This is a genomic window from Klebsiella sp. 1SOBk10mer (genome assembly GCF_046602535.1).
Taxonomy (GTDB): Bacteria; Pseudomonadota; Gammaproteobacteria; order Enterobacterales; family Enterobacteriaceae; genus Klebsiella; species Klebsiella quasipneumoniae.
In genome coordinates this window covers 59,155-79,078 of sequence record NZ_JBKIUP010000013.1, presented here as the reverse complement: position 1 = coordinate 79,078, position 19,924 = coordinate 59,155, and the positions used below count along the sequence as shown (strand labels likewise).

General features: G+C 54.1%; 19 protein-coding genes. All 19 read left to right on the top strand.

Annotated elements, in window-relative coordinates:
• The first annotated feature begins 112 nt into the window (after positions 1–112).
• Entirely contained in the window at positions 113–571 is a 459-nt protein-coding gene (gene asnC, locus ACLH1I_RS23230; RefSeq protein WP_002882510.1) for a transcriptional regulator AsnC, read from the top strand.
• Positions 572–670: 99 nt separating this feature from the next.
• Positions 671–1,111, top strand: coding sequence for an FMN-binding protein MioC (gene mioC, locus ACLH1I_RS23225; RefSeq protein ID WP_032456775.1), 441 nt, complete (start codon positions 671–673; stop codon positions 1,109–1,111).
• 381 nt (positions 1,112–1,492) lie between these two features.
• Positions 1,493–3,382 (top strand): tRNA uridine-5-carboxymethylaminomethyl(34) synthesis enzyme MnmG, encoded by a 1,890-nt coding sequence (gene mnmG / locus ACLH1I_RS23220; RefSeq protein ID WP_004202313.1) that lies wholly within the window; start codon positions 1,493–1,495, stop codon positions 3,380–3,382.
• 115 nt (positions 3,383–3,497) lie between these two features.
• Positions 3,498–4,121 (top strand): 16S rRNA (guanine(527)-N(7))-methyltransferase RsmG, encoded by a 624-nt coding sequence (gene rsmG / locus ACLH1I_RS23215; protein WP_004202311.1) that lies wholly within the window; start codon positions 3,498–3,500, stop codon positions 4,119–4,121.
• A gap of 616 nt (positions 4,122–4,737) precedes the next feature.
• Positions 4,738–5,118, top strand: coding sequence for a F0F1 ATP synthase subunit I (atpI, locus tag ACLH1I_RS23210; protein WP_004202310.1), 381 nt, complete (start codon positions 4,738–4,740; stop codon positions 5,116–5,118).
• Positions 5,119–5,126: 8 nt separating this feature from the next.
• Complete coding sequence (atpB, locus tag ACLH1I_RS23205) at positions 5,127–5,942, top strand: F0F1 ATP synthase subunit A (RefSeq protein ID WP_004202309.1); 816 nt, start codon at positions 5,127–5,129, stop codon at positions 5,940–5,942.
• Between the two features lie 48 nt (positions 5,943–5,990).
• The gene (gene atpE / locus ACLH1I_RS23200) at positions 5,991–6,230 is read left to right on the top strand and encodes a F0F1 ATP synthase subunit C (RefSeq protein WP_000429386.1); all 240 of its coding nucleotides are present in this window, start codon (positions 5,991–5,993) and stop codon (positions 6,228–6,230) included.
• A 50-nt stretch (positions 6,231–6,280) separates the two neighbouring features.
• Positions 6,281–6,751 carry a F0F1 ATP synthase subunit B gene (gene atpF / locus ACLH1I_RS23195; RefSeq protein WP_004107293.1) on the top strand — a complete coding sequence of 157 codons (471 nt, stop codon included), beginning with the start codon at positions 6,281–6,283 and terminating at the stop codon, positions 6,749–6,751.
• 14 nt (positions 6,752–6,765) lie between these two features.
• Positions 6,766–7,299: a F0F1 ATP synthase subunit delta gene (gene atpH, locus ACLH1I_RS23190; RefSeq protein ID WP_004202307.1), complete on the top strand. Its 534-nt coding sequence runs from the start codon at positions 6,766–6,768 to the stop codon at positions 7,297–7,299.
• A 12-nt stretch (positions 7,300–7,311) separates the two neighbouring features.
• Positions 7,312–8,853 (top strand): F0F1 ATP synthase subunit alpha, encoded by a 1,542-nt coding sequence (gene atpA, locus ACLH1I_RS23185; RefSeq protein ID WP_004144995.1) that lies wholly within the window; start codon positions 7,312–7,314, stop codon positions 8,851–8,853.
• A gap of 50 nt (positions 8,854–8,903) precedes the next feature.
• Positions 8,904–9,767: a F0F1 ATP synthase subunit gamma gene (gene atpG / locus ACLH1I_RS23180; protein WP_004144996.1), complete on the top strand. Its 864-nt coding sequence runs from the start codon at positions 8,904–8,906 to the stop codon at positions 9,765–9,767.
• Between the two features lie 26 nt (positions 9,768–9,793).
• The gene (gene atpD / locus ACLH1I_RS23175) at positions 9,794–11,176 is read left to right on the top strand and encodes a F0F1 ATP synthase subunit beta (protein ID WP_004144997.1); all 1,383 of its coding nucleotides are present in this window, start codon (positions 9,794–9,796) and stop codon (positions 11,174–11,176) included.
• Between the two features lie 20 nt (positions 11,177–11,196).
• Positions 11,197–11,616, top strand: a complete 420-nt coding sequence (locus ACLH1I_RS23170) for a F0F1 ATP synthase subunit epsilon (protein WP_001251971.1) — start codon at positions 11,197–11,199, stop codon at positions 11,614–11,616.
• A gap of 694 nt (positions 11,617–12,310) precedes the next feature.
• Entirely contained in the window at positions 12,311–13,681 is a 1,371-nt protein-coding gene (gene glmU / locus ACLH1I_RS23165; protein ID WP_198079979.1) for a bifunctional UDP-N-acetylglucosamine diphosphorylase/glucosamine-1-phosphate N-acetyltransferase GlmU, read from the top strand.
• Between the two features lie 186 nt (positions 13,682–13,867).
• Positions 13,868–15,697: a glutamine--fructose-6-phosphate transaminase (isomerizing) gene (gene glmS / locus ACLH1I_RS23160; RefSeq protein ID WP_198079981.1), complete on the top strand. Its 1,830-nt coding sequence runs from the start codon at positions 13,868–13,870 to the stop codon at positions 15,695–15,697.
• Positions 15,698–16,036: 339 nt separating this feature from the next.
• Positions 16,037–17,077 carry a phosphate ABC transporter substrate-binding protein PstS gene (gene pstS / locus ACLH1I_RS23155; RefSeq protein ID WP_004150308.1) on the top strand — a complete coding sequence of 347 codons (1,041 nt, stop codon included), beginning with the start codon at positions 16,037–16,039 and terminating at the stop codon, positions 17,075–17,077.
• A 128-nt stretch (positions 17,078–17,205) separates the two neighbouring features.
• The gene (gene pstC / locus ACLH1I_RS23150; RefSeq protein WP_004202302.1) at positions 17,206–18,165 is read left to right on the top strand and encodes a phosphate ABC transporter permease PstC; all 960 of its coding nucleotides are present in this window, start codon (positions 17,206–17,208) and stop codon (positions 18,163–18,165) included.
• Positions 18,165–19,055: a phosphate ABC transporter permease PstA gene (gene pstA / locus ACLH1I_RS23145; protein ID WP_004202301.1), complete on the top strand. Its 891-nt coding sequence runs from the start codon at positions 18,165–18,167 to the stop codon at positions 19,053–19,055. Before pstC ends, pstA begins: the two co-directional genes overlap by 1 nt.
• Before the next feature lie 47 nt (positions 19,056–19,102).
• Positions 19,103–19,876 (top strand): phosphate ABC transporter ATP-binding protein PstB, encoded by a 774-nt coding sequence (pstB, locus tag ACLH1I_RS23140; RefSeq protein ID WP_004145006.1) that lies wholly within the window; start codon positions 19,103–19,105, stop codon positions 19,874–19,876.
• The last annotated feature ends 48 nt before the right edge of the window (positions 19,877–19,924 follow it).

Genomic DNA, 19,924 nt, shown 5'->3' with positions numbered 1-19,924 from the left:
CAAAACAGGCCGCCAATACAATAATCAATCAATAAAAAGGCTCATCAACTTTTAATTCAACAAAATATAGAGCTAAAATAGTAAGAACCGTCAAACTTCATAAGAAAAAGATATGGAAAATTATCAGATCGACAATCTGGACCGCGGCATTCTCGATGCGCTCATGGCCAACGCCCGTACCGCCTATGCCGAACTGGCCAAACAATTCAGCGTCAGCCCGGGTACTATTCATGTGCGCGTCGAAAAGATGAAACAGGCGGGCATCATTACTGGCGCGCGCATTGACGTCAGCCCCAAACAGCTGGGCTATGACGTCGGCTGCTTCATCGGCATTATTCTCAAGAGCGCCAAAGACTATCCCTCCGCCCTCGCCCGCCTGGAAAGCCTGGAGGAGGTGACCGAGGCTTACTACACCACCGGTCACTACAGCATCTTTATTAAGGTGATGTGTAAATCCATCGATGCCCTGCAGCAGGTACTTATCAACAAGATCCAAACAATTGATGAAATTCAGTCCACTGAAACCCTGATCGTGCTGCAGAACCCGATCATGCGCACCATTAAGCCCTGATCGTTTTTTTTAATCCCACATTTTTCCACAGGTAGATCCCAGCTCGCTCACAGCGTACAATACGCCACTCTGAACAGTTGAGCGGGCGATCGGCGATCTATGGCAGACATTACACTTATCAGCGGCAGCACCCTGGGCAGTGCGGAATACGTAGCGGAGCATCTGGCAGAAAAGCTGGAAGAAGCAGGCTACAGCACTGAAATCCAGCACGGCCCGCTGGTGGACGATCTGCAGGCGCAAGGGATCTGGTTAGTTATCTCTTCCACCCATGGCGCCGGCGACATTCCCGACAACCTGGTTCCCTTCTATGACGCACTGCTGGCGCAGCAGGCCGATCTTTCCGCCGTGCGCTTTGGCGCCATCGGGATCGGCAGCCGTGAATACGACACTTTTTGCGGCGCGATCGATAAATTAGAAGCGGCGCTGAAGGCCTGCGGGGCAAAACAGATCGGCGAGACCCTGAAGATCAACGTGCTGGAACATGATATTCCGGAGGATCCGGCGGAAATCTGGCTGGGATCCTGGAAAAATTTGCTCTGAGAATTGTAAAGATCGTCCGTTCTTCTGTGGATAACCATGCTTAAAAGCTTGGATCAACCGGTAGTTATCCAAAGAATAACCGGAGTATGGTTTTTGAGCTGTGCATAACCCTTCATTCTGATCCCAGCTTATACGGACCAGGATCACCGATCATTCACAGATAGTGATCCTTCTTAAGCTTTTGATCTTACTTCGTGGATCCGACTTATCCACAAAGAAAGTCGATCCTAATAAGAGATCACAATAGAACAGATCTCTATATAAAGATCTTCTTTTTAATACTCAGGATCCCGGAGTCTTTCTCAAAAGACCAAAGCCGAGTAGAATCCACGGCCCGGGCTTCAATCCATTTTCAAACCGCGTTATGCGAGGCAGACCACCATGTTTTATCAGGATCCTTTTGACGTCATTATCATTGGCGGGGGTCACGCAGGCACTGAGGCCGCAATGGCCGCAGCGCGTATGGGTCAACAGACCCTGCTTTTGACACACAATATCGACACGCTGGGGCAGATGAGCTGCAACCCGGCGATTGGCGGCATTGGGAAAGGACACCTGGTAAAAGAAGTGGACGCGCTCGGCGGTCTGATGGCCAAAGCGATCGATCAGGCAGGCATTCAGTTTAGGATACTAAACGCCAGCAAAGGCCCCGCGGTGCGCGCCACTCGCGCCCAGGCTGACCGCGTGCTGTACCGTCAGGCGGTACGCACTGCGCTGGAGAACCAGCCGAACCTGATGATCTTCCAGCAGGCAGTGGAAGATCTGATTGTCGAAAACGATCGTGTCGTAGGTGCGGTCACCCAGATGGGCCTCAAATTCCGAGCCAAAGCGGTGGTACTGACCGTCGGGACCTTCCTTGACGGCAAAATCCATATTGGTCTGGATAACTACAGCGGCGGACGCGCCGGCGACCCGCCGTCGATCCCGCTGTCTCGTCGCCTGCGTGAACTGCCGCTGCGCGTGAGCCGGCTGAAAACCGGAACCCCGCCGCGCATTGACGCGCGCACCATCGATTTCAGCGTGCTGGCGCAACAGCATGGCGATAACCCAATGCCGGTCTTCTCGTTTATGGGATCTGCCGATCAGCATCCGCGTCAGGTGCCGTGCTATATCACCCACACTAACGAGAAAACCCATGACGTGATCCGCAATAACCTCGATCGCAGCCCCATGTACGCCGGGGTGATCGAAGGGATCGGTCCACGCTACTGCCCGTCGATCGAAGACAAAGTCATGCGTTTTGCCGATCGCAACCAACATCAGATCTTCCTCGAACCGGAAGGCCTGACCTCAAACGAAATTTATCCGAACGGCATCTCCACCAGCCTGCCGTTCGATGTGCAAATGCAAATCGTCCGCTCGATGCAGGGGATGGAGAATGCGCGGATCGTCCGTCCTGGCTACGCTATTGAGTACGATTTCTTCGACCCGCGCGATCTGAAGCCGACGCTCGAGAGCAAATTCATTCAGGGTCTGTTCTTCGCCGGTCAGATCAACGGCACCACCGGTTATGAAGAAGCTGCGGCTCAGGGTCTGCTGGCCGGTCTTAACGCAGCTCGTTTCTCGGCGGAAAAAGAGGGCTGGGCACCGCGTCGCGATCAGGCCTACCTCGGCGTGCTGGTGGATGACCTGTGTACTCTGGGTACCAAAGAACCGTACCGCATGTTTACCTCTCGTGCTGAATATCGTCTGATGCTGCGCGAAGACAACGCCGACCTGCGTCTGACTGAGCAGGGGCGTGAACTGGGTCTGGTGGATGATGAACGCTGGGCGCGTTACAACGAGAAGCTGGAAAGCATTGAGCGTGAACGCCAGCGCCTGAAATCGACCTGGGTGAACCCTCAGGCTGAGAGCGCTAACGAAGTGAACGCTCACCTGACCGCGCCGCTGTCGCGCGAAGCCAGCGGTGAAGATCTGCTGCGTCGTCCGGAAATGACCTACGAGCAGCTGGTTCAGCTCTCGCCGTTCGCGCCGGGGCTGGAAGATCGGCAGGCGGCTGAGCAGGTTGAGATCCAGGTGAAGTATGAAGGCTATATCGCGCGCCAGCAGGATGAGATCGAGAAACAGCAGCGCAACGAGAATACCTTGTTACCGGCGACACTCGACTACCGTCAGGTCACCGGACTGTCTAATGAAGTGATCGCTAAACTAAACGACCATAAACCGTCGTCGATAGGGCAGGCGTCACGTATTTCCGGGATCACCCCGGCGGCGATCTCTATTTTGCTGGTTTGGTTGAAAAAGCAGGGGATGCTGCGTCGCAGCGCCTGATTGCGGCAGCCTGCCGCGCTGATTTCCCAGTTGCATAATCAGCGTTCGCCTTTATCATTCCTGGCCCGGTAAGCGTTAGCGCCTCCGGGCTCATTATTTTTTGAAGGTACTTACCGTGCTCAACAAACTTTCTCGTCTGCTGGATGAAGCGGGTATTTTGCTCACCGATCACCAGAAAAATCAGCTGGTGGCTTACGTCGGGCTGCTCGATAAGTGGAACAAAGCCTATAACCTGACCTCCGTTCGCGATCCAAATGAGATGCTGGTGCGTCATATCCTGGACAGCATCGTCGTCGCGCCTTATCTGCAGGGCTCACGCTTTATCGATGTCGGTACGGGACCGGGGCTGCCTGGGATCCCGTTGGCTATCGTGCGCCCGGAGTCGCATTTCACCCTGCTGGACAGCCTTGGCAAACGCGTGCGCTTCCTGCGTCAGGTGCAGCATGAGCTGAAGCTGGATAACGTTACCCCGGTGCAGAGCCGCGTGGAAGCTTTCCCGGCTGAGCCGCCGTTTGATGGCGTGATAAGCCGCGCCTTCGCATCGCTTAATGATATGGTGAGCTGGTGCCATCATTTGCCGGCCGCGAACGGTCACTTCTATGCGCTCAAAGGGTTAGCGCAAAAAGATGAAATGGAAAACCTGCCGGAAGGGTATGCCATAGCCGAGGTCATTGAGCTACATGTTCCTCAGCTGGAAGGGGAGCGGCACCTGGTGGTGATTACGCCAAAATCGAGTTAATTTTTATCAAAAAATGTGGAAAAAATGTGGCCCGTGAATGTTACAAAAATAAAGGACACCTCCCGTTCTAATCGGGCTGCATTTAACCATGTTTTTACTATGGTTTTTCTTGCGGTTAACTTAGCGTAACTGATTCACTGACAAAATAGTCAACTTTGAAAATATCAGGGTGCTAAAAATCGACAACGATAAACAGCATAGCGATGTTAAATTTTTATTATAAATGTCAATAAAAGGTTTTTATTGTATGTGGGGTTGTTTTAGATAATGTCCTCACTTTTTATCTTGAATATCAAAAGCATGAAAAATAGTGTTTTATGTCCTTGATTCATTAAAGGGCGCTTGAAATGTTTATTATGTGATCTAATGCACGCTTTAATTGCCGTGTTTCCACGTTATTTGCAGTTTTGTATGACCGCTCACAGAACGCTGAAATGCGCGGAAAGTTGTCCGTTGGAAAATAATTAAACATTTATTCACTATTTTGCTACTTATTGTTTGAAATCACGGGGCGTCACCGTATAATTTGTCCGCTTTTTGATGCTTGACTCTTCGTCTTAAAGGACGTTTTATACGACACGCGACATACCTCAAAGGGAGCAGGAGTAAAAACGTGATGTCAGTGTCGCTCTTGAGTCGAAACGTTGCTCGCAAGCTTCTGTTTATTCAGTTACTGGCAGTAATGGCAAGTGGACTGCTGTTCAGCCTCAAAGACCCCTTCTGGGGCATTTCCGCGGTATGCGGCGGTTTGGCAGTGGTTTTGCCAAATCTGATGTTTATGATTTTTGCCTGGCGTCATCAGGCGCATACACCAGCAAAAGGCCGTGTGGCCTGGACCTTCGCCTTCGGTGAAGCCTTCAAGGTGTTGCTGACCTTCGCCCTCCTGGCGGTGGCGCTGGCCGTTTTAAAAGTGGTATTTTTGCCACTGATCGTGACGTGGGTTTTGGTGCTGGTGGTACAAGTTCTGGCGCCAGCTGTAATCAACAACAAAGGGTAAAAGGCATCATGGCTTCAGAAAATATGACGCCGCAGGAATACATAGGTCACCATCTGAACAACCTTCAGATTGACCTGCGTACTTTCTCGCTGGTGGATCCGCACAACCCCCCGGCCACCTTCTGGACGCTCAACATTGACTCCATGTTCTTCTCGGTGGTTCTCGGTCTGCTGTTCCTGGCCATGTTCCGTAGCGTTGCTAAGAAAGCGACCAGCGGCGTACCAGGGAAATTCCAGACCTTCATCGAAATGATCATCGGCTTCGTCCATGGTAGCGTCAAAGACATGTACCATGGCAAGAGCAAGGTTATCGCGCCGCTGGCGCTGACCGTGTTCGTCTGGGTCTTCCTGATGAACCTGATGGACCTGCTGCCAATCGACCTGCTTCCTTATATCGGCGAACACATTTTCGGCCTGCCTGCACTGCGCGTGGTTCCGTCTGCTGACGTGAACATCACCCTGTCGATGGCGCTTGGCGTGTTCATCCTGATTCTTTTCTACAGCATCAAAATGAAAGGCGTGGGTGGGTTCGTTAAAGAACTGACCATGCAGCCGTTCAATCACTGGGCGTTCATTCCTGTCAACTTAATCCTTGAAGGGGTAAGCCTGCTGTCCAAACCGGTCTCTCTCGGTCTGCGACTGTTCGGCAACATGTATGCCGGTGAGCTGATTTTCATTCTGATTGCTGGTCTGTTGCCGTGGTGGTCACAGTGGGTTCTGAATGTGCCTTGGGCCATTTTCCACATCCTGATTATTACGCTGCAAGCCTTCATCTTCATGGTTCTGACGATTGTCTATCTGTCGATGGCGTCTGAAGAGCATTGATTTTTACCAACACTACTACGTTTTAACTGAAACAAACTGGAGACTGTCATGGAAAACCTGAATATGGATCTGCTGTACATGGCTGCCGCTGTGATGATGGGTCTGGCGGCAATCGGTGCTGCGATCGGTATCGGCATCCTCGGAGGTAAATTCCTGGAAGGCGCAGCGCGTCAGCCGGATCTGATCCCTCTGCTGCGTACTCAGTTCTTTATCGTTATGGGTCTGGTGGATGCTATCCCGATGATCGCTGTAGGTCTGGGTCTGTACGTGATGTTCGCCGTCGCGTAGTAAGTTGTTAGAAACCTAAGCCACAGAGTTAATTAAAGAGGTATTGTGCTGTGAACATGAACGCAACAATCCTCGGCCAGGCCATCGCGTTTGTTATCTTCGTATGGTTCTGCATGAAGTACGTATGGCCGCCTTTAATGGCTGCCATCGAAAAACGCCAGAAAGAGATTTCTGACGGTTTAGCTTCTGCAGAACGCGCTAAGAAAGATTTGGACCTTGCACAGGCCAACGCGACCGACCAGCTGAAAAAAGCGAAAGCGGAAGCCCAGGTAATCATTGAGCAGGCGAACAAGCGCCGCTCTCAGATTCTGGACGAAGCTAAAGCTGAAGCAGAACAGGAACGCACCAAAATCGTTGCACAAGCGCAGGCTGAAATTGATGCTGAGCGTAAACGTGCACGCGAGGAGCTGCGTAAGCAGGTCGCTATCCTGGCTGTTGCTGGCGCCGAGAAGATCATCGAACGTTCCGTGGATGAAGCTGCTAACAGCGACATCGTGGATAAACTTGTCGCTGAACTGTAAGGAGGGAGGGGCTGATGTCTGAATTTGTAACGGTAGCTCGCCCCTACGCCAAAGCAGCTTTTGACTTTGCCGTCGAACACAACAGTGTTGAACGCTGGCAGGATATGCTGGCGTTTGCCGCCGAAGTGACCAAAAACGATCAAATGGCAGAGCTTCTCTCCGGTGCTTTGGCGCCGGAAACGCTCTCAGAAGCGTTTATCGCTATCTGCGGCGAGCAACTTGACGAAAACGGCCAGAACCTGATTAAGGTGATGGCGGAAAATAATCGTCTGAAGGTGCTCCCGGACGTTCTTGAGCAATTCATTCACCTGCGCGCGGCCAGTGAGGCCATAGCAGAGGTAGAAGTCATATCTGCCAACCAACTGAGTGATGAACAGCTTGCCAGGATCGTCAGCGCGATGGAAAAACGTCTGTCACGCAAAGTTAAGCTGAATTGCAAAATCGATAAGTCTGTTATGGCAGGTATTATCATCCGTGCGGGTGATATGGTCATTGATGGCAGCGTACGCGGCCGTCTTGATCGCCTTGCAGACGTCTTGCAGTCTTAAGGGGACTGGAGCATGCAACTGAATTCCACCGAAATCAGCGAACTGATCAAGCAGCGCATTGCTCAGTTCAATGTTGTGAGCGAAGCTCATAACGAAGGTACTATTGTTTCTGTAAGTGACGGTGTTATCCGCATCCACGGCCTTGCCGAATGTATGCAGGGTGAGATGATCTCCCTGCCGGGTAACCGTTACGCTATCGCACTGAACCTGGAGCGCGACTCCGTCGGTGCGGTGGTGATGGGTCCGTACGCTGACCTCGCCGAAGGCATGAAGGTGAAATGTACTGGCCGTATCCTGGAAGTTCCGGTTGGTCGTGGCCTGCTGGGCCGCGTGGTTAACACCCTGGGCGCGCCAATTGATGGTAAAGGTCCGCTGGAAAACGACGGTTTCTCCGCCGTTGAAGCGATCGCGCCGGGCGTAATCGAACGTCAGTCCGTTGATCAGCCGGTACAGACCGGTTATAAATCCGTTGACGCCATGATCCCAATCGGTCGTGGTCAGCGTGAACTGATCATCGGCGACCGTCAGACCGGTAAAACTGCGCTGGCTATCGATGCCATCATCAACCAGCGTGATTCCGGCATCAAGTGCGTCTATGTTGCTATCGGCCAGAAAGCGTCCACCATCTCTAACGTGGTGCGTAAACTGGAAGAGCACGGCGCGCTGGCTAACACCATCGTGGTGGTAGCGACTGCATCCGAATCTGCTGCACTGCAATACCTGGCGCCATACGCCGGTTGCGCAATGGGCGAATACTTCCGCGACCGCGGTGAAGATGCGCTGATCGTTTACGATGACCTGTCTAAACAGGCTGTTGCTTATCGTCAGATCTCCCTGCTGCTCCGTCGTCCGCCAGGACGTGAAGCGTTCCCGGGCGACGTATTCTACCTCCACTCTCGTCTGCTGGAGCGTGCTGCGCGTGTTAACGCCGAATACGTTGAAGCCTTCACCAAAGGTGAAGTGAAAGGGAAAACCGGTTCTCTGACCGCGCTGCCGATTATCGAAACCCAGGCGGGTGACGTTTCCGCGTTCGTTCCGACCAACGTAATCTCCATTACCGATGGTCAGATCTTCCTGGAAACCAACCTGTTCAACGCCGGTATTCGTCCTGCGGTTAACCCGGGTATCTCGGTATCCCGTGTGGGTGGTGCAGCGCAGACCAAGATCATGAAGAAACTGTCCGGTGGTATCCGTACCGCGCTGGCGCAGTATCGTGAACTGGCGGCGTTCTCCCAGTTTGCATCCGACCTCGACGATGCAACCCGCAAACAGCTGGACCACGGTCAGAAAGTGACCGAACTGCTGAAACAGAAACAGTATGCGCCGATGTCCGTCGCGCAGCAGTCTCTGGTTCTGTTCGCAGCAGAACGTGGTTATCTGGCTGATGTAGAACTGGCGAAAATCGGTAGCTTCGAAGCCGCACTGCTGGCTTACGTCGACCGTGATCACGCTCCGCTGATGCAAGAGATTAACCAGTCCGGTGGCTATAACGACGAAATCGAAGGCAAGCTGAAAGGCATCCTCGATTCCTTCAAAGCAACCCAGTCCTGGTAACGTCTGGCGGTCTGTCTTAGGGCAGGCCGCAAGGCATTGAGGAGAAGCTCATGGCCGGCGCAAAAGAGATACGTAGTAAGATCGCAAGCGTCCAGAACACGCAAAAGATCACTAAAGCGATGGAGATGGTCGCCGCTTCCAAAATGCGTAAATCGCAGGAGCGCATGGCGGCCAGCCGTCCTTACGCAGATACTATGCGCAAAGTGATTGGTCACCTTGCGAACGGTAATCTGGAATATAAGCACCCTTACCTGGAAGAACGCGACGTTAAGCGCGTGGGCTACCTGGTGGTGTCGACCGACCGTGGTTTGTGCGGCGGCTTGAACATTAACCTGTTCAAGAAACTGCTGGCGGAAATGAAAGCATGGTCCGATAAAGGCGTTCAGTGCGACCTCGCAATGATCGGCTCTAAGGGCGTCTCTTTCTTTAACTCCGTTGGCGGCAACGTTGTTGCACAGGTGACCGGTATGGGGGATAACCCATCCCTGTCCGAACTGATCGGCCCGGTAAAAGTGATGTTGCAGGCCTATGATGAAGGCCGTCTGGACAAGCTGTACGTTGTCAGCAACAAATTTATTAACACCATGTCTCAGGTTCCGACGATCACTCAGCTGCTGCCGTTACCGGCATCAGAAGACGCTGATCTGAAACGTAAATCCTGGGATTACCTGTATGAGCCCGATCCGAAAGCGCTGCTGGATACCCTCCTGCGCCGCTACGTCGAGTCTCAGGTTTATCAGGGCGTGGTTGAAAACCTGGCCAGCGAGCAGGCCGCCCGTATGGTGGCGATGAAAGCCGCGACCGATAATGGCGGCAGCCTGATTAAAGAGCTGCAGTTGGTATACAACAAAGCTCGTCAGGCCAGCATTACTCAGGAACTCACCGAGATCGTCTCGGGGGCCGCCGCGGTTTAACCAGGTTATTTCGTAGAGGATTTAAGATGGCTACTGGAAAGATTGTCCAGGTAATCGGCGCCGTGGTCGACGTCGAGTTCCCTCAGGATGCCGTACCACGCGTGTACGAAGCCCTTGAGGTACAGAATGGTAATGAAGTTCTGGTGCTGGAAGTTCAGCAGCAGCTGGGCGGCGGTATCGTGCGTACCATCGCCATGGGTTCTTCCGATGGTCTGCGCCGCGGTCTGGATGTAAAAGACCTCGAGCACCCGATCGAAGTCCCGGTTGGTAAAGCTACGCTGGGTCGTATCATGAACGTACTGGGTCAACCGGTCGACATGAAAGGCGACATCGGCGAAGAAGAGCGTTGGGCTATCCACCGCGCAGCGCCGTCCTATGAAGAGCTGTCCAGCTCTCAGGAACTGCTGGAAACCGGCATCAAAGTTATCGACCTGATGTGTCCGTTCGCGAAGGGCGGTAAAGTCGGTCTGTTCGGTGGTGCGGGTGTCGGTAAAACCGTAAACATGATGGAGCTGATCCGTAACATCGCGATCGAGCACTCCGGTTACTCCGTGTTTGCGGGCGTAGGTGAGCGTACTCGTGAGGGTAACGACTTCTACCACGAAATGACCGACTCCAACGTTATCGATAAAGTATCCCTGGTGTACGGCCAGATGAACGAGCCGCCGGGAAACCGTCTGCGCGTTGCGCTGACCGGCCTGACCATGGCTGAGAAATTCCGTGACGAAGGTCGTGACGTACTGCTGTTCGTCGATAACATCTATCGTTACACCCTGGCCGGTACGGAAGTATCCGCACTGCTGGGTCGTATGCCTTCAGCGGTAGGTTATCAGCCGACCCTGGCGGAAGAGATGGGCGTTCTGCAGGAACGTATCACCTCCACCAAAACCGGTTCTATCACCTCCGTACAGGCGGTATACGTACCGGCGGATGACTTAACTGACCCATCCCCAGCCACTACCTTTGCTCACTTAGATGCAACCGTAGTACTGAGCCGTCAGATCGCTTCCCTGGGTATCTACCCGGCCGTTGACCCGCTGGACTCCACCAGCCGTCAGCTGGATCCGCTGGTTGTTGGTCAGGAACACTACGACACCGCGCGTGGCGTGCAGTCCATCCTGCAGCGTTATCAGGAACTGAAAGACATCATCGCCATCCTCGGTATGGACGAACTGTCTGAAGAAGACAAACTGGTGGTAGCTCGCGCACGTAAGATCCAGCGCTTCCTGTCCCAGCCGTTCTTCGTGGCTGAAGTCTTTACCGGTTCTCCGGGCAAATACGTGGCGCTGAAAGACACCATCCGTGGCTTTAAAGGCATCATGGAAGGCGAATACGATCACCTGCCAGAGCAGGCGTTCTACATGGTCGGTTCCATCGACGAAGCCGTGGAAAAAGCCAAAAAACTTTAACGCCTTAATCGGAGGGTGATATGGCAATGACTTACCACCTGGACGTCGTCAGCGCAGAGCAACAAATGTTCTCTGGTCTGGTCGAAAAAATCCAGGTAACGGGTAGCGAAGGTGAACTGGGTATTTACCCGGGACACGCACCGCTGCTCACCGCCATTAAGCCTGGTATGATTCGCATCGTTAAACAGCACGGTCATGAAGAGTTTATCTATCTGTCCGGCGGCATTCTTGAAGTGCAGCCTGGCAGCGTGACCGTCCTGGCGGATACCGCAATTCGTGGTCAGGACCTCGACGAAGCGCGAGCGCTGGAAGCGAAACGCAAAGCGGAAGAGCACATTAAGAGCTCTCACGGCGATGTGGATTACGCTCAGGCGTCTGCGGAACTGGCCAAAGCGATCGCTAAACTGCGCGTTATCGAGTTGACCAAAAAAGCGATGTAACACCGGCTTGAACGTAAAAAGCCAGTCTGGTTTCCAGGCTGGCTTTTTTTATGCCCAGCTGCTGACGAGCGGATGAAGTGAAAACAGAATTCACCCTTAATTGTTATTGATTAGTTAAATGATGAAGCGTAGACTCTATTTTATGTGATGCATATCACATAAAATAGCGTTATCAAACTGCACCTGCGTCAGGAAATCATCATGAAACTGTTCCATAAAATCATCGCTAAATTTAGCGTCCTGAGCTTCTAAGCTCCGCGCTATCCCCCCGCTGACACGACGTATCGCCCATGAAAACGACAACACTGGCGATGTGAAACCGGGCAAAGAAGGTCACCTGACGGTGGCCTTTCGTTTTTTATCGCTACATCAATCACTTTGCCGCCCTCCCCCGCCAGCGACTGGCGACGATTATCCTGGTTCTTCCCGCTGTGGGTACTGAAAATCGCTTTCCGCAGCGGCTTTATTCAGGTGGCGAAAAAACAGCAAAAGCAGTGAGATAGTCAATGATTATCCTCCCTGCCCTCCTTTTTCAGCGTTAAACTGATTTGCAGTGGTTAAAAATAGCGTCATAAAATGGTGTATAGCAGTGAGCCTGGACGTTTTCTCCACGTCTCGTTTTATGATGAAAAATATGTAGAAATTTCAACGTGAAAGGCTTTTACTTTTCGTTCTAACTACCGTCAGGATGAGTATGTCAAATAGTGCGATGAGCGTGGTTATCCTTGCCGCAGGCAAAGGGACCCGCATGTATTCCGATCTTCCTAAGGTGCTGCATACCCTGGCCGGGAAGCCAATGGTGCAGCATGTCATTGATGCCGCTAACGATTTAGGCGCATGTGCGGTACACCTGGTGTATGGCCACGGTGGCGATCTGCTGCGTCAGACGCTGCATGAAGACAACCTGAACTGGGTGCTGCAGGCCGAGCAGCTTGGAACCGGGCACGCCATGCAGCAGGCGGCGCCGTTCTTCAATGATGATGAAGACATCCTGATGCTCTACGGCGATGTGCCGCTGATCTCCGTCGAGACGCTACAGCGCCTGCGCGCCGCGAAGCCGCAGGGCGGGATTGGTCTGCTGACCGTGAAGCTGGATGATCCAACCGGCTACGGCCGCATTACCCGTGAAAATGGCCAGGTGACGGGCATCGTTGAGCACAAAGATGCCAGCGAGGCGCAGCGCCAGATTCAGGAAATTAACACTGGGATCCTGATCGCCGGCGGAGCGGACCTCAAGCGCTGGCTGGCGAATCTCACCAATAACAACGCCCAGGGCGAATACTACATCACCGATATCATCGCCATGGCGCATCAGGAAGGTCGCGAGATCGTTGCCGTGCATCCCCAGCGCCTGAGCGAAGTCGAAGGCGTCAACAACCGCCTGCAGCTTGCGCGCCTGGAGCGCGTCTACCAGGCTGAGCAAGCGGAAAAGCTGCTGCTGGCGGGAGTGATGCTGCGCGATCCGGCGCGTTTCGATCTGCGCGGTACGCTGCAGCACGGGCGCGATGTAGAGATCGATACTAACGTTATTCTGGAAGGCAACGTGGTGTTGGGCGATCGTGTGAAAATCGGCGCCGGCTGCGTGATCAAAAACAGCACCATCGGCGATGATTGCGAAATCAGCCCCTACAGCGTGGTGGAAGTTGCCCAGCTGCAGGCGGCCTGCACCATCGGCCCATTTGCCCGTCTGCGCCCGGGCGCCGAACTGCTGGAAGGCGCCCACGTTGGCAACTTCGTGGAAATGAAAAAAGCGCGTCTCGGCAAAGGCTCCAAGGCGGGTCATCTGACCTATCTGGGCGATGCGGAGATCGGTGATAACGTCAATATCGGCGCGGGCACCATCACCTGCAACTATGATGGCGCGAATAAACATAAAACGATTATTGGCGACGATGTCTTTGTCGGCTCGGATACCCAGCTGGTGGCCCCGGTTACGGTAGGCAACGGCGTCACTATCGCCGCCGGCACCACCGTCACACGCAATATCGCCGATAACGAACTGGTGTTGAGCCGCGTGCCGCAGGTCCATAAGCAGGGCTGGCAGCGTCCGGTGAAGAAAAAATGAACAGAATTGTCGCCGGGGGTGTACAACGCCCGGCGAACCAGGATGAGAGGGTCAACATAGATCCCCGTCCGCAGGCAGTACCATAACAATAACCCCACTCTCTACAAGGCTCGGGGCGCCCGGAAAACGGGCAAATACAGGTCAGCGACAACGCATGGCATATCGCCATTATCAGGAAATTTAACTATGTGTGGAATTGTTGGCGCAGTCGCGCAGCGTGATATTGCTGAAATCCTTCTCGAAGGTTTACGTCGTCTGGAATACCGTGGCTATGACTCTGCCGGTCTGGCGGTAGTCGACAGCGAAGGTCATATGACCCGCGTGCGTCGCCTGGGTAAGGTACAGATGCTGGCTCAGGCGGTCGAAGAGCAACCGTTACACGGTGGTACCGGGATCGCCCATACTCGCTGGGCGACGCACGGCGAACCGTCTGAGAGCAATGCGCATCCGCATGTTTCTGAACACATTGTGGTGGTCCATAACGGGATCATCGAAAACCACGAGCCGCTGCGCGCATTGCTGCAGTCTCGCGGCTATGTCTTCGTCACTGAGACCGATACCGAAGTTATCGCCCATCTGGTGCACTGGGAGCTGGAACAAGGTGGAACCTTGCGTGAAGCCGTGCTGCGCGCCATCCCGCAGCTGCGCGGCGCCTACGGCACCGTGATCATGGATACCCGCGACCCGGGTACCCTGCTGGCGGCCCGCTCCGGTAGCCCGCTGGTTATCGGTCTGGGCATGGGGGAAAACTTTATCGCCTCCGACCAGCTGGCGCTGCTGCCGGTTACCCGCCGCTTCATCTTCCTTGAAGAAGGCGACATTGCGGAAGTGACTCGTCGCTCGGTAGTGATTTTCGATAAATCCGCTGCGCAAGTGAAGCGCCAGGAGATCGAATCCAATCTGCAATATGATGCCGGCGATAAAGGTATCTATCGCCACTATATGCAGAAAGAGATTTTCGAACAGCCGAATGCGATTAAGAACACCCTGACCGGGCGTATCAGCCACGGCGAAGTCGATCTCAGCGAGCTGGGGCCGAACGCCAATGAAATGCTGGCTCAGGTTGAACATATTCAGATTGTTGCCTGCGGGACCTCCTATAACTCCGGAATGGTTTCCCGCTACTGGTTCGAGGCGTTAGCCGGCGTGCCGTGCGATGTGGAAATCGCCTCCGAATTCCGCTATCGGAAGTCTGCGGTGCGTCGTAACAGCCTGATGATCACCCTTTCCCAGTCTGGTGAAACCGCCGATACCCTGGCGGCGCTGCGTTTGTCGAAAGAGCTGGGCTATCTCGGCTCGCTGGCCATCTGCAACGTGCCGGGCTCGTCGCTGGTACGTGAATCCGATCTGGCGCTGATGACCAAAGCCGGAACGGAAATTGGCGTGGCCTCGACCAAGGCCTTTACCACTCAGCTGACGGTGCTGCTGATGCTGGTGGCGAAACTGGCGCGATTGAAAGGCCAGGATGCGCCCATTGAGCATGATATCGTCCACGGCCTGCAGGCGCTGCCGAACCGTATCGAGCAGATGCTCTCCCAGGACAAGCGTATTGAGCAGCTGGCAGAGCGTTTCTCTGATAAGCATCATGCGCTGTTCCTTGGCCGCGGCGATCAGTACCCGATCGCTATGGAAGGGGCGCTGAAGCTGAAAGAGATCTCCTATATTCATGCGGAAGCCTACGCGGCAGGCGAGCTTAAGCACGGCCCGCTGGCGCTGATTGATGCGGAAATGCCGGTGATCGTAGTGGCGCCGAACAATGAGCTGCTGGAAAAACTGAAATCCAACATCGAAGAGGTTCGCGCCCGCGGCGGTGAGCTGTACGTTTTCGCCGACGGTGACGCCGGCTTCAACGGCAGCGACAACATGCACATCATTGAGATGCCGCATGTCGAAGAGAGCATCGCGCCTATCTTCTACACCGTACCGCTGCAGCTGCTGGCTTATCACGTTGCGCTGATCAAAGGCACTGACGTTGATCAGCCGCGTAACCTGGCGAAATCGGTCACGGTTGAGTAACGTATTATCTCTTTTGCAAAGGGCTGCCGGCGGCGGCCCTTTTTTATTTTTACCTGCTGTTTTTCGCCGATCTTGTGCGCAATATCTGGGGAGGCGATAGATGACAAACGATCGTTTTGCTCTGCGATTTCGCTGTCATAAAAAGAAAATTATTCTGTCATTGTGTGGTCATGCTAGTAGATAACTATTTGAGTTATAAGCGTATTATTTGACGTAAAATCCCCCCTCCCGGCGTGTCATAAAACTGTCATAATTCGTACATTTTACTGTCACCTCTTTGACCTATTTTGCTCACCATAGCCTCGAAACAATGATTTACGAATCCCAGCAGGAGACATTATGAACGTTATGCGTACCACCGTCGCAACAGTTGTCGCCGCGACCTTATCGATGAGCGCTTTCTCTGCTTTCGCAGCAGCAAGCCTGACTGGCGCAGGTGCAACTTTTCCTGCGCCGGTGTATGCCAAATGGGCTGACACCTATCAGAAAGAAACTGGCAATAAAGTGAACTACCAGGGTATTGGTTCCTCTGGTGGCGTTAAACAGATTATTGCCAACACCGTGGATTTCGGTGCTTCTGATGCTCCGCTGGCTGATGACAAACTGACCCAGGAAGGCCTGTTCCAGTTCCCGACCGTGATTGGCGGCGTGGTGCTGGCGGTTAACCTGCCTGGCGTGAAATCCGGCGAGCTGGTGCTGGATGGCAAAACCCTCGGCGATATCTACCTGGGTAAAATTAAAAAATGGGATGACGAAGCGATCGCTAAGCTCAACCCGGGTCTGAAGCTGCCGTCGCAGAATATCGCCGTGGTTCGCCGCGCCGATGGTTCCGGTACCTCCTTCGTCTTCACCAGCTACCTGTCCAAAGTGAATGAAGAGTGGAAATCGAAAATCGGCGCAGGCTCTACCGTTAACTGGCCAACCGGTCTGGGCGGTAAAGGCAACGACGGTATCGCCGCTTTTGTTCAGCGTCTGCCGGGCTCGATTGGTTACGTCGAATACGCTTACGCCAAGCAAAACAACCTGGCGTACACCAAACTGGTCTCTGCCGACGGCAAGCCGGTTAGCCCGACTGAAGACAACTTCGCTAACGCCGCAAAAGGCGTTGACTGGAGCAAGTCTTTCGCTCAGGACCTGACTAACCAGAAAGGTGAAAACGCATGGCCGATCACCTCAACCACCTTCATCCTGGTGCATAAGGCGACGAACAAGCCTGAGCAGACCGCCGAAGTGCTGAAGTTCTTTGACTGGGCGTATAAAAACGGCGGGAAAGAAGCCAATGCGCTGGATTACGCGACGCTGCCGGAAAGCGTGGTAGAGCAGGTTCGTGCGGCATGGAAAACCAACGTCAAAGACAGCAGCGGTAAAGCGCTGTACTAACAGTAGATTTTTGACGAAGATGGCGGGGGCGTTCAGGCGCTGCCCGCCCTACGGTTCAGACTGTAGGCCCGGGAGCCAACGCCACCGGGCATTTATTCGAACAAGTTTTAATACGTAAAGAGTAATCTATGGCTGCAACCAAGCCTGCATTTACCCCTCCGGGGAAAAAGGGTGACATAATTTTCAGTGCGCTGGTAAAACTGGCTGCGCTGATTGTGCTATTGATGCTGGGCGGCATCATCGTTTCCCTGATCATCTCTTCCTGGCCGAGCATTCAAAAGTTTGGCTTTGCCTTTTTGTGGACCAAAGAGTGGGATGCGCCCAACGAAATCTTCGGCGCGCTGGTGCCGATCTACGGAACTCTGGTGACCTCCTTTATCGCGCTGCTGATCGCCGTCCCGGTGAGCTTCGGCATCGCGCTGTTTCTGACTGAACTGTCCCCCGCCTGGCTCAAGCGCCCGCTGGGCATTGCGATTGAGCTGCTGGCGGCAATCCCGAGTATCGTGTACGGCATGTGGGGCCTGTTTATTTTCGCCCCGCTGTTTGCGACTTACTTCCAGGAGCCGGTGGGGAACGTCCTGTCGACCATCCCGTTCGTCGGCGCGCTGTTTGCCGGCCCGGCGTTTGGGATTGGCATTCTCGCCGCTGGCGTCATTCTGGCCATCATGATCATCCCTTATATCGCCGCGGTCATGCGCGATGTTTTCGAACAGACGCCGGTGATGATGAAAGAGTCGGCCTATGGCATCGGCTGCACCACCTGGGAAGTGATCTGGCGCATCGTTTTACCGTTCACCAAAAACGGGGTGATCGGCGGCGTGATGCTCGGTCTGGGCCGCGCGCTGGGTGAAACCATGGCGGTCACCTTTATCATCGGCAACACCTACCAGCTCGACAGCATATCGCTGTATATGCCGGGGAACAGCATTACCTCCGCGCTGGCCAACGAATTTGCCGAAGCGGAAACCGGCCTGCACGTGGCGGCGCTAATGGAGCTGGGCCTGATCCTGTTCGTTATCACCTTTATCGTTCTGGCGGCGTCGAAGTTTATGATTATGCGCCTCGCGAAGAATGAGGGGGCACGCTAATGGCGACCATTGAAATGCAAAGCACCGCCGAGCTGGCGGAGTCCCGCCGCAAGATGCAGGCCAAACGCCGCATGAAGAACCGTATCGCTCTGGCGCTGTCGATGGCCACCATGGCGTTTGGTTTGTTCTGGCTTATCTGGATCCTGATGGCGACCATAACCCGCGGCTTCGACGGCATGAGTCTGGCGCTGTTTACCGAAATGACGCCGCCGCCGAATACCGCGGGCGGTGGTCTGGCCAACGCCCTCGCCGGCAGCGGCCTGCTGATCCTGTGGGCAACCGTCTTTGGTACGCCGCTGGGTATCCTCGCCGGAATTTATTTGGCGGAGTATGGCCGCAAGTCGGTGCTGGCTGAAATTATCCGCTTTATCAACGATATTCTGCTTTCCGCACCGTCTATCGTGGTCGGCCTGTTCGTCTACACCATCGTGGTGGCGCAGATGCAGCACTTCTCGGGCTGGGCGGGCGTTATCGCCCTGGCGCTGCTGCAGGTGCCTATCGTTATTCGTACCACCGAAAACATGCTGAAACTGGTGCCGGATAGCCTGCGTGAAGCGGCCTATGCGCTGGGGACGCCGAAGTGGAAGATGATCTCGGCGATCACCCTGAAAGCCTCCGTCTCAGGGATTATGACCGGGATCCTGCTGGCTATCGCCCGTATCGCTGGGGAAACGGCGCCCTTGCTGTTCACCGCGTTGTCTAACCAGTTCTGGAGCACCGACATGATGCAGCCGATTGCCAACCTGCCGGTGACCATTTTCAAATTTGCCATGAGTCCGTTTGCGGAGTGGCAGCAACTGGCATGGGCCGGGGTATTGATTATCACCCTGTGCGTCTTGCTGCTGAACATCCTGGCGCGCGTTATCTTCGCCAAGAAGAAACACGGTTAATTTTTTGCGGCGCAGCCACGGCTGCGCTGAATGAGGAAGAGATTGAGATGAGTATGGTGAATACAGCTCCGGGTAAGATTTCAGTTCGTAACCTGAACTTCTACTACGGCAAATTCCATGCCCTGAAGAACATCAACCTGGATATCACCAAAAACCAGGTAACGGCGTTTATCGGTCCGTCAGGCTGTGGTAAATCCACCCTGCTGCGCACGTTCAACAAAATGTTTGAACTGTATCCGGAGCAGCGTGCGGAAGGCGAGATCCTACTGGATGGCGACAATATTCTGACTAACACCCAGGATATCGCCCTGCTGCGCGCTAAGGTTGGCATGGTGTTCCAGAAGCCAACGCCGTTCCCGATGTCCATTTACGACAACATCGCTTTCGGCGTGCGCCTGTTTGAAAAACTGTCCCGTGCCGATATGGACGAGCGCGTGCAGTGGGCGCTGACCAAAGCCGCATTATGGAACGAAACCAAAGATAAACTGCACCAGAGCGGGTATTCTCTCTCCGGTGGTCAGCAGCAGCGTCTGTGTATTGCCCGCGGTATCGCGATCCGCCCGGAAGTGCTGCTGCTTGATGAGCCGTGCTCCGCGCTGGACCCGATCTCCACCGGGCGTATCGAAGAGCTGATCACCGAGCTGAAACAGGACTACACCGTCGTTATCGTGACTCACAACATGCAGCAGGCTGCGCGTTGCTCCGACCATACGGCATTTATGTATCTTGGCGAGCTGATTGAGTTCAGCAATACGGATGACCTGTTCACCAAGCCCGCGAAGAAACAAACTGAAGATTATATTACTGGCCGCTACGGTTGATTTGCCCTTGTGCTTTCAGGCTCTCACCAGTTGGGCAATCAGGAGACA

Excerpts from the sequence above, each read along its gene's own strand:
- asnC (WP_002882510.1), top strand. The coding sequence starts at position 113 with ATGGAAAATTATCAGATCGACAATCTGGACCGCGGCATTCTCGATGCG.
- mioC (WP_032456775.1), top strand. The coding sequence starts at position 671 with ATGGCAGACATTACACTTATCAGCGGCAGCACCCTGGGCAGTGCGGAA.
- mnmG (WP_004202313.1), top strand. The coding sequence starts at position 1,493 with ATGTTTTATCAGGATCCTTTTGACGTCATTATCATTGGCGGGGGTCAC.
- atpI (WP_004202310.1), top strand. The coding sequence starts at position 4,738 with ATGTCAGTGTCGCTCTTGAGTCGAAACGTTGCTCGCAAGCTTCTGTTT.
- atpB (WP_004202309.1), top strand. The coding sequence starts at position 5,127 with ATGGCTTCAGAAAATATGACGCCGCAGGAATACATAGGTCACCATCTG.
- atpE (WP_000429386.1), top strand. The coding sequence starts at position 5,991 with ATGGAAAACCTGAATATGGATCTGCTGTACATGGCTGCCGCTGTGATG.
- atpH (WP_004202307.1), top strand. The coding sequence starts at position 6,766 with ATGTCTGAATTTGTAACGGTAGCTCGCCCCTACGCCAAAGCAGCTTTT.
- atpA (WP_004144995.1), top strand. The coding sequence starts at position 7,312 with ATGCAACTGAATTCCACCGAAATCAGCGAACTGATCAAGCAGCGCATT.
- atpG (WP_004144996.1), top strand. The coding sequence starts at position 8,904 with ATGGCCGGCGCAAAAGAGATACGTAGTAAGATCGCAAGCGTCCAGAAC.
- atpD (WP_004144997.1), top strand. The coding sequence starts at position 9,794 with ATGGCTACTGGAAAGATTGTCCAGGTAATCGGCGCCGTGGTCGACGTC.
- ACLH1I_RS23170 (WP_001251971.1), top strand. The coding sequence starts at position 11,197 with ATGGCAATGACTTACCACCTGGACGTCGTCAGCGCAGAGCAACAAATG.
- glmU (WP_198079979.1), top strand. The coding sequence starts at position 12,311 with ATGTCAAATAGTGCGATGAGCGTGGTTATCCTTGCCGCAGGCAAAGGG.
- glmS (WP_198079981.1), top strand. The coding sequence starts at position 13,868 with ATGTGTGGAATTGTTGGCGCAGTCGCGCAGCGTGATATTGCTGAAATC.
- pstS (WP_004150308.1), top strand. The coding sequence starts at position 16,037 with ATGAACGTTATGCGTACCACCGTCGCAACAGTTGTCGCCGCGACCTTA.
- pstC (WP_004202302.1), top strand. The coding sequence starts at position 17,206 with ATGGCTGCAACCAAGCCTGCATTTACCCCTCCGGGGAAAAAGGGTGAC.
- pstA (WP_004202301.1), top strand. The coding sequence starts at position 18,165 with ATGGCGACCATTGAAATGCAAAGCACCGCCGAGCTGGCGGAGTCCCGC.
- pstB (WP_004145006.1), top strand. The coding sequence starts at position 19,103 with ATGAGTATGGTGAATACAGCTCCGGGTAAGATTTCAGTTCGTAACCTG.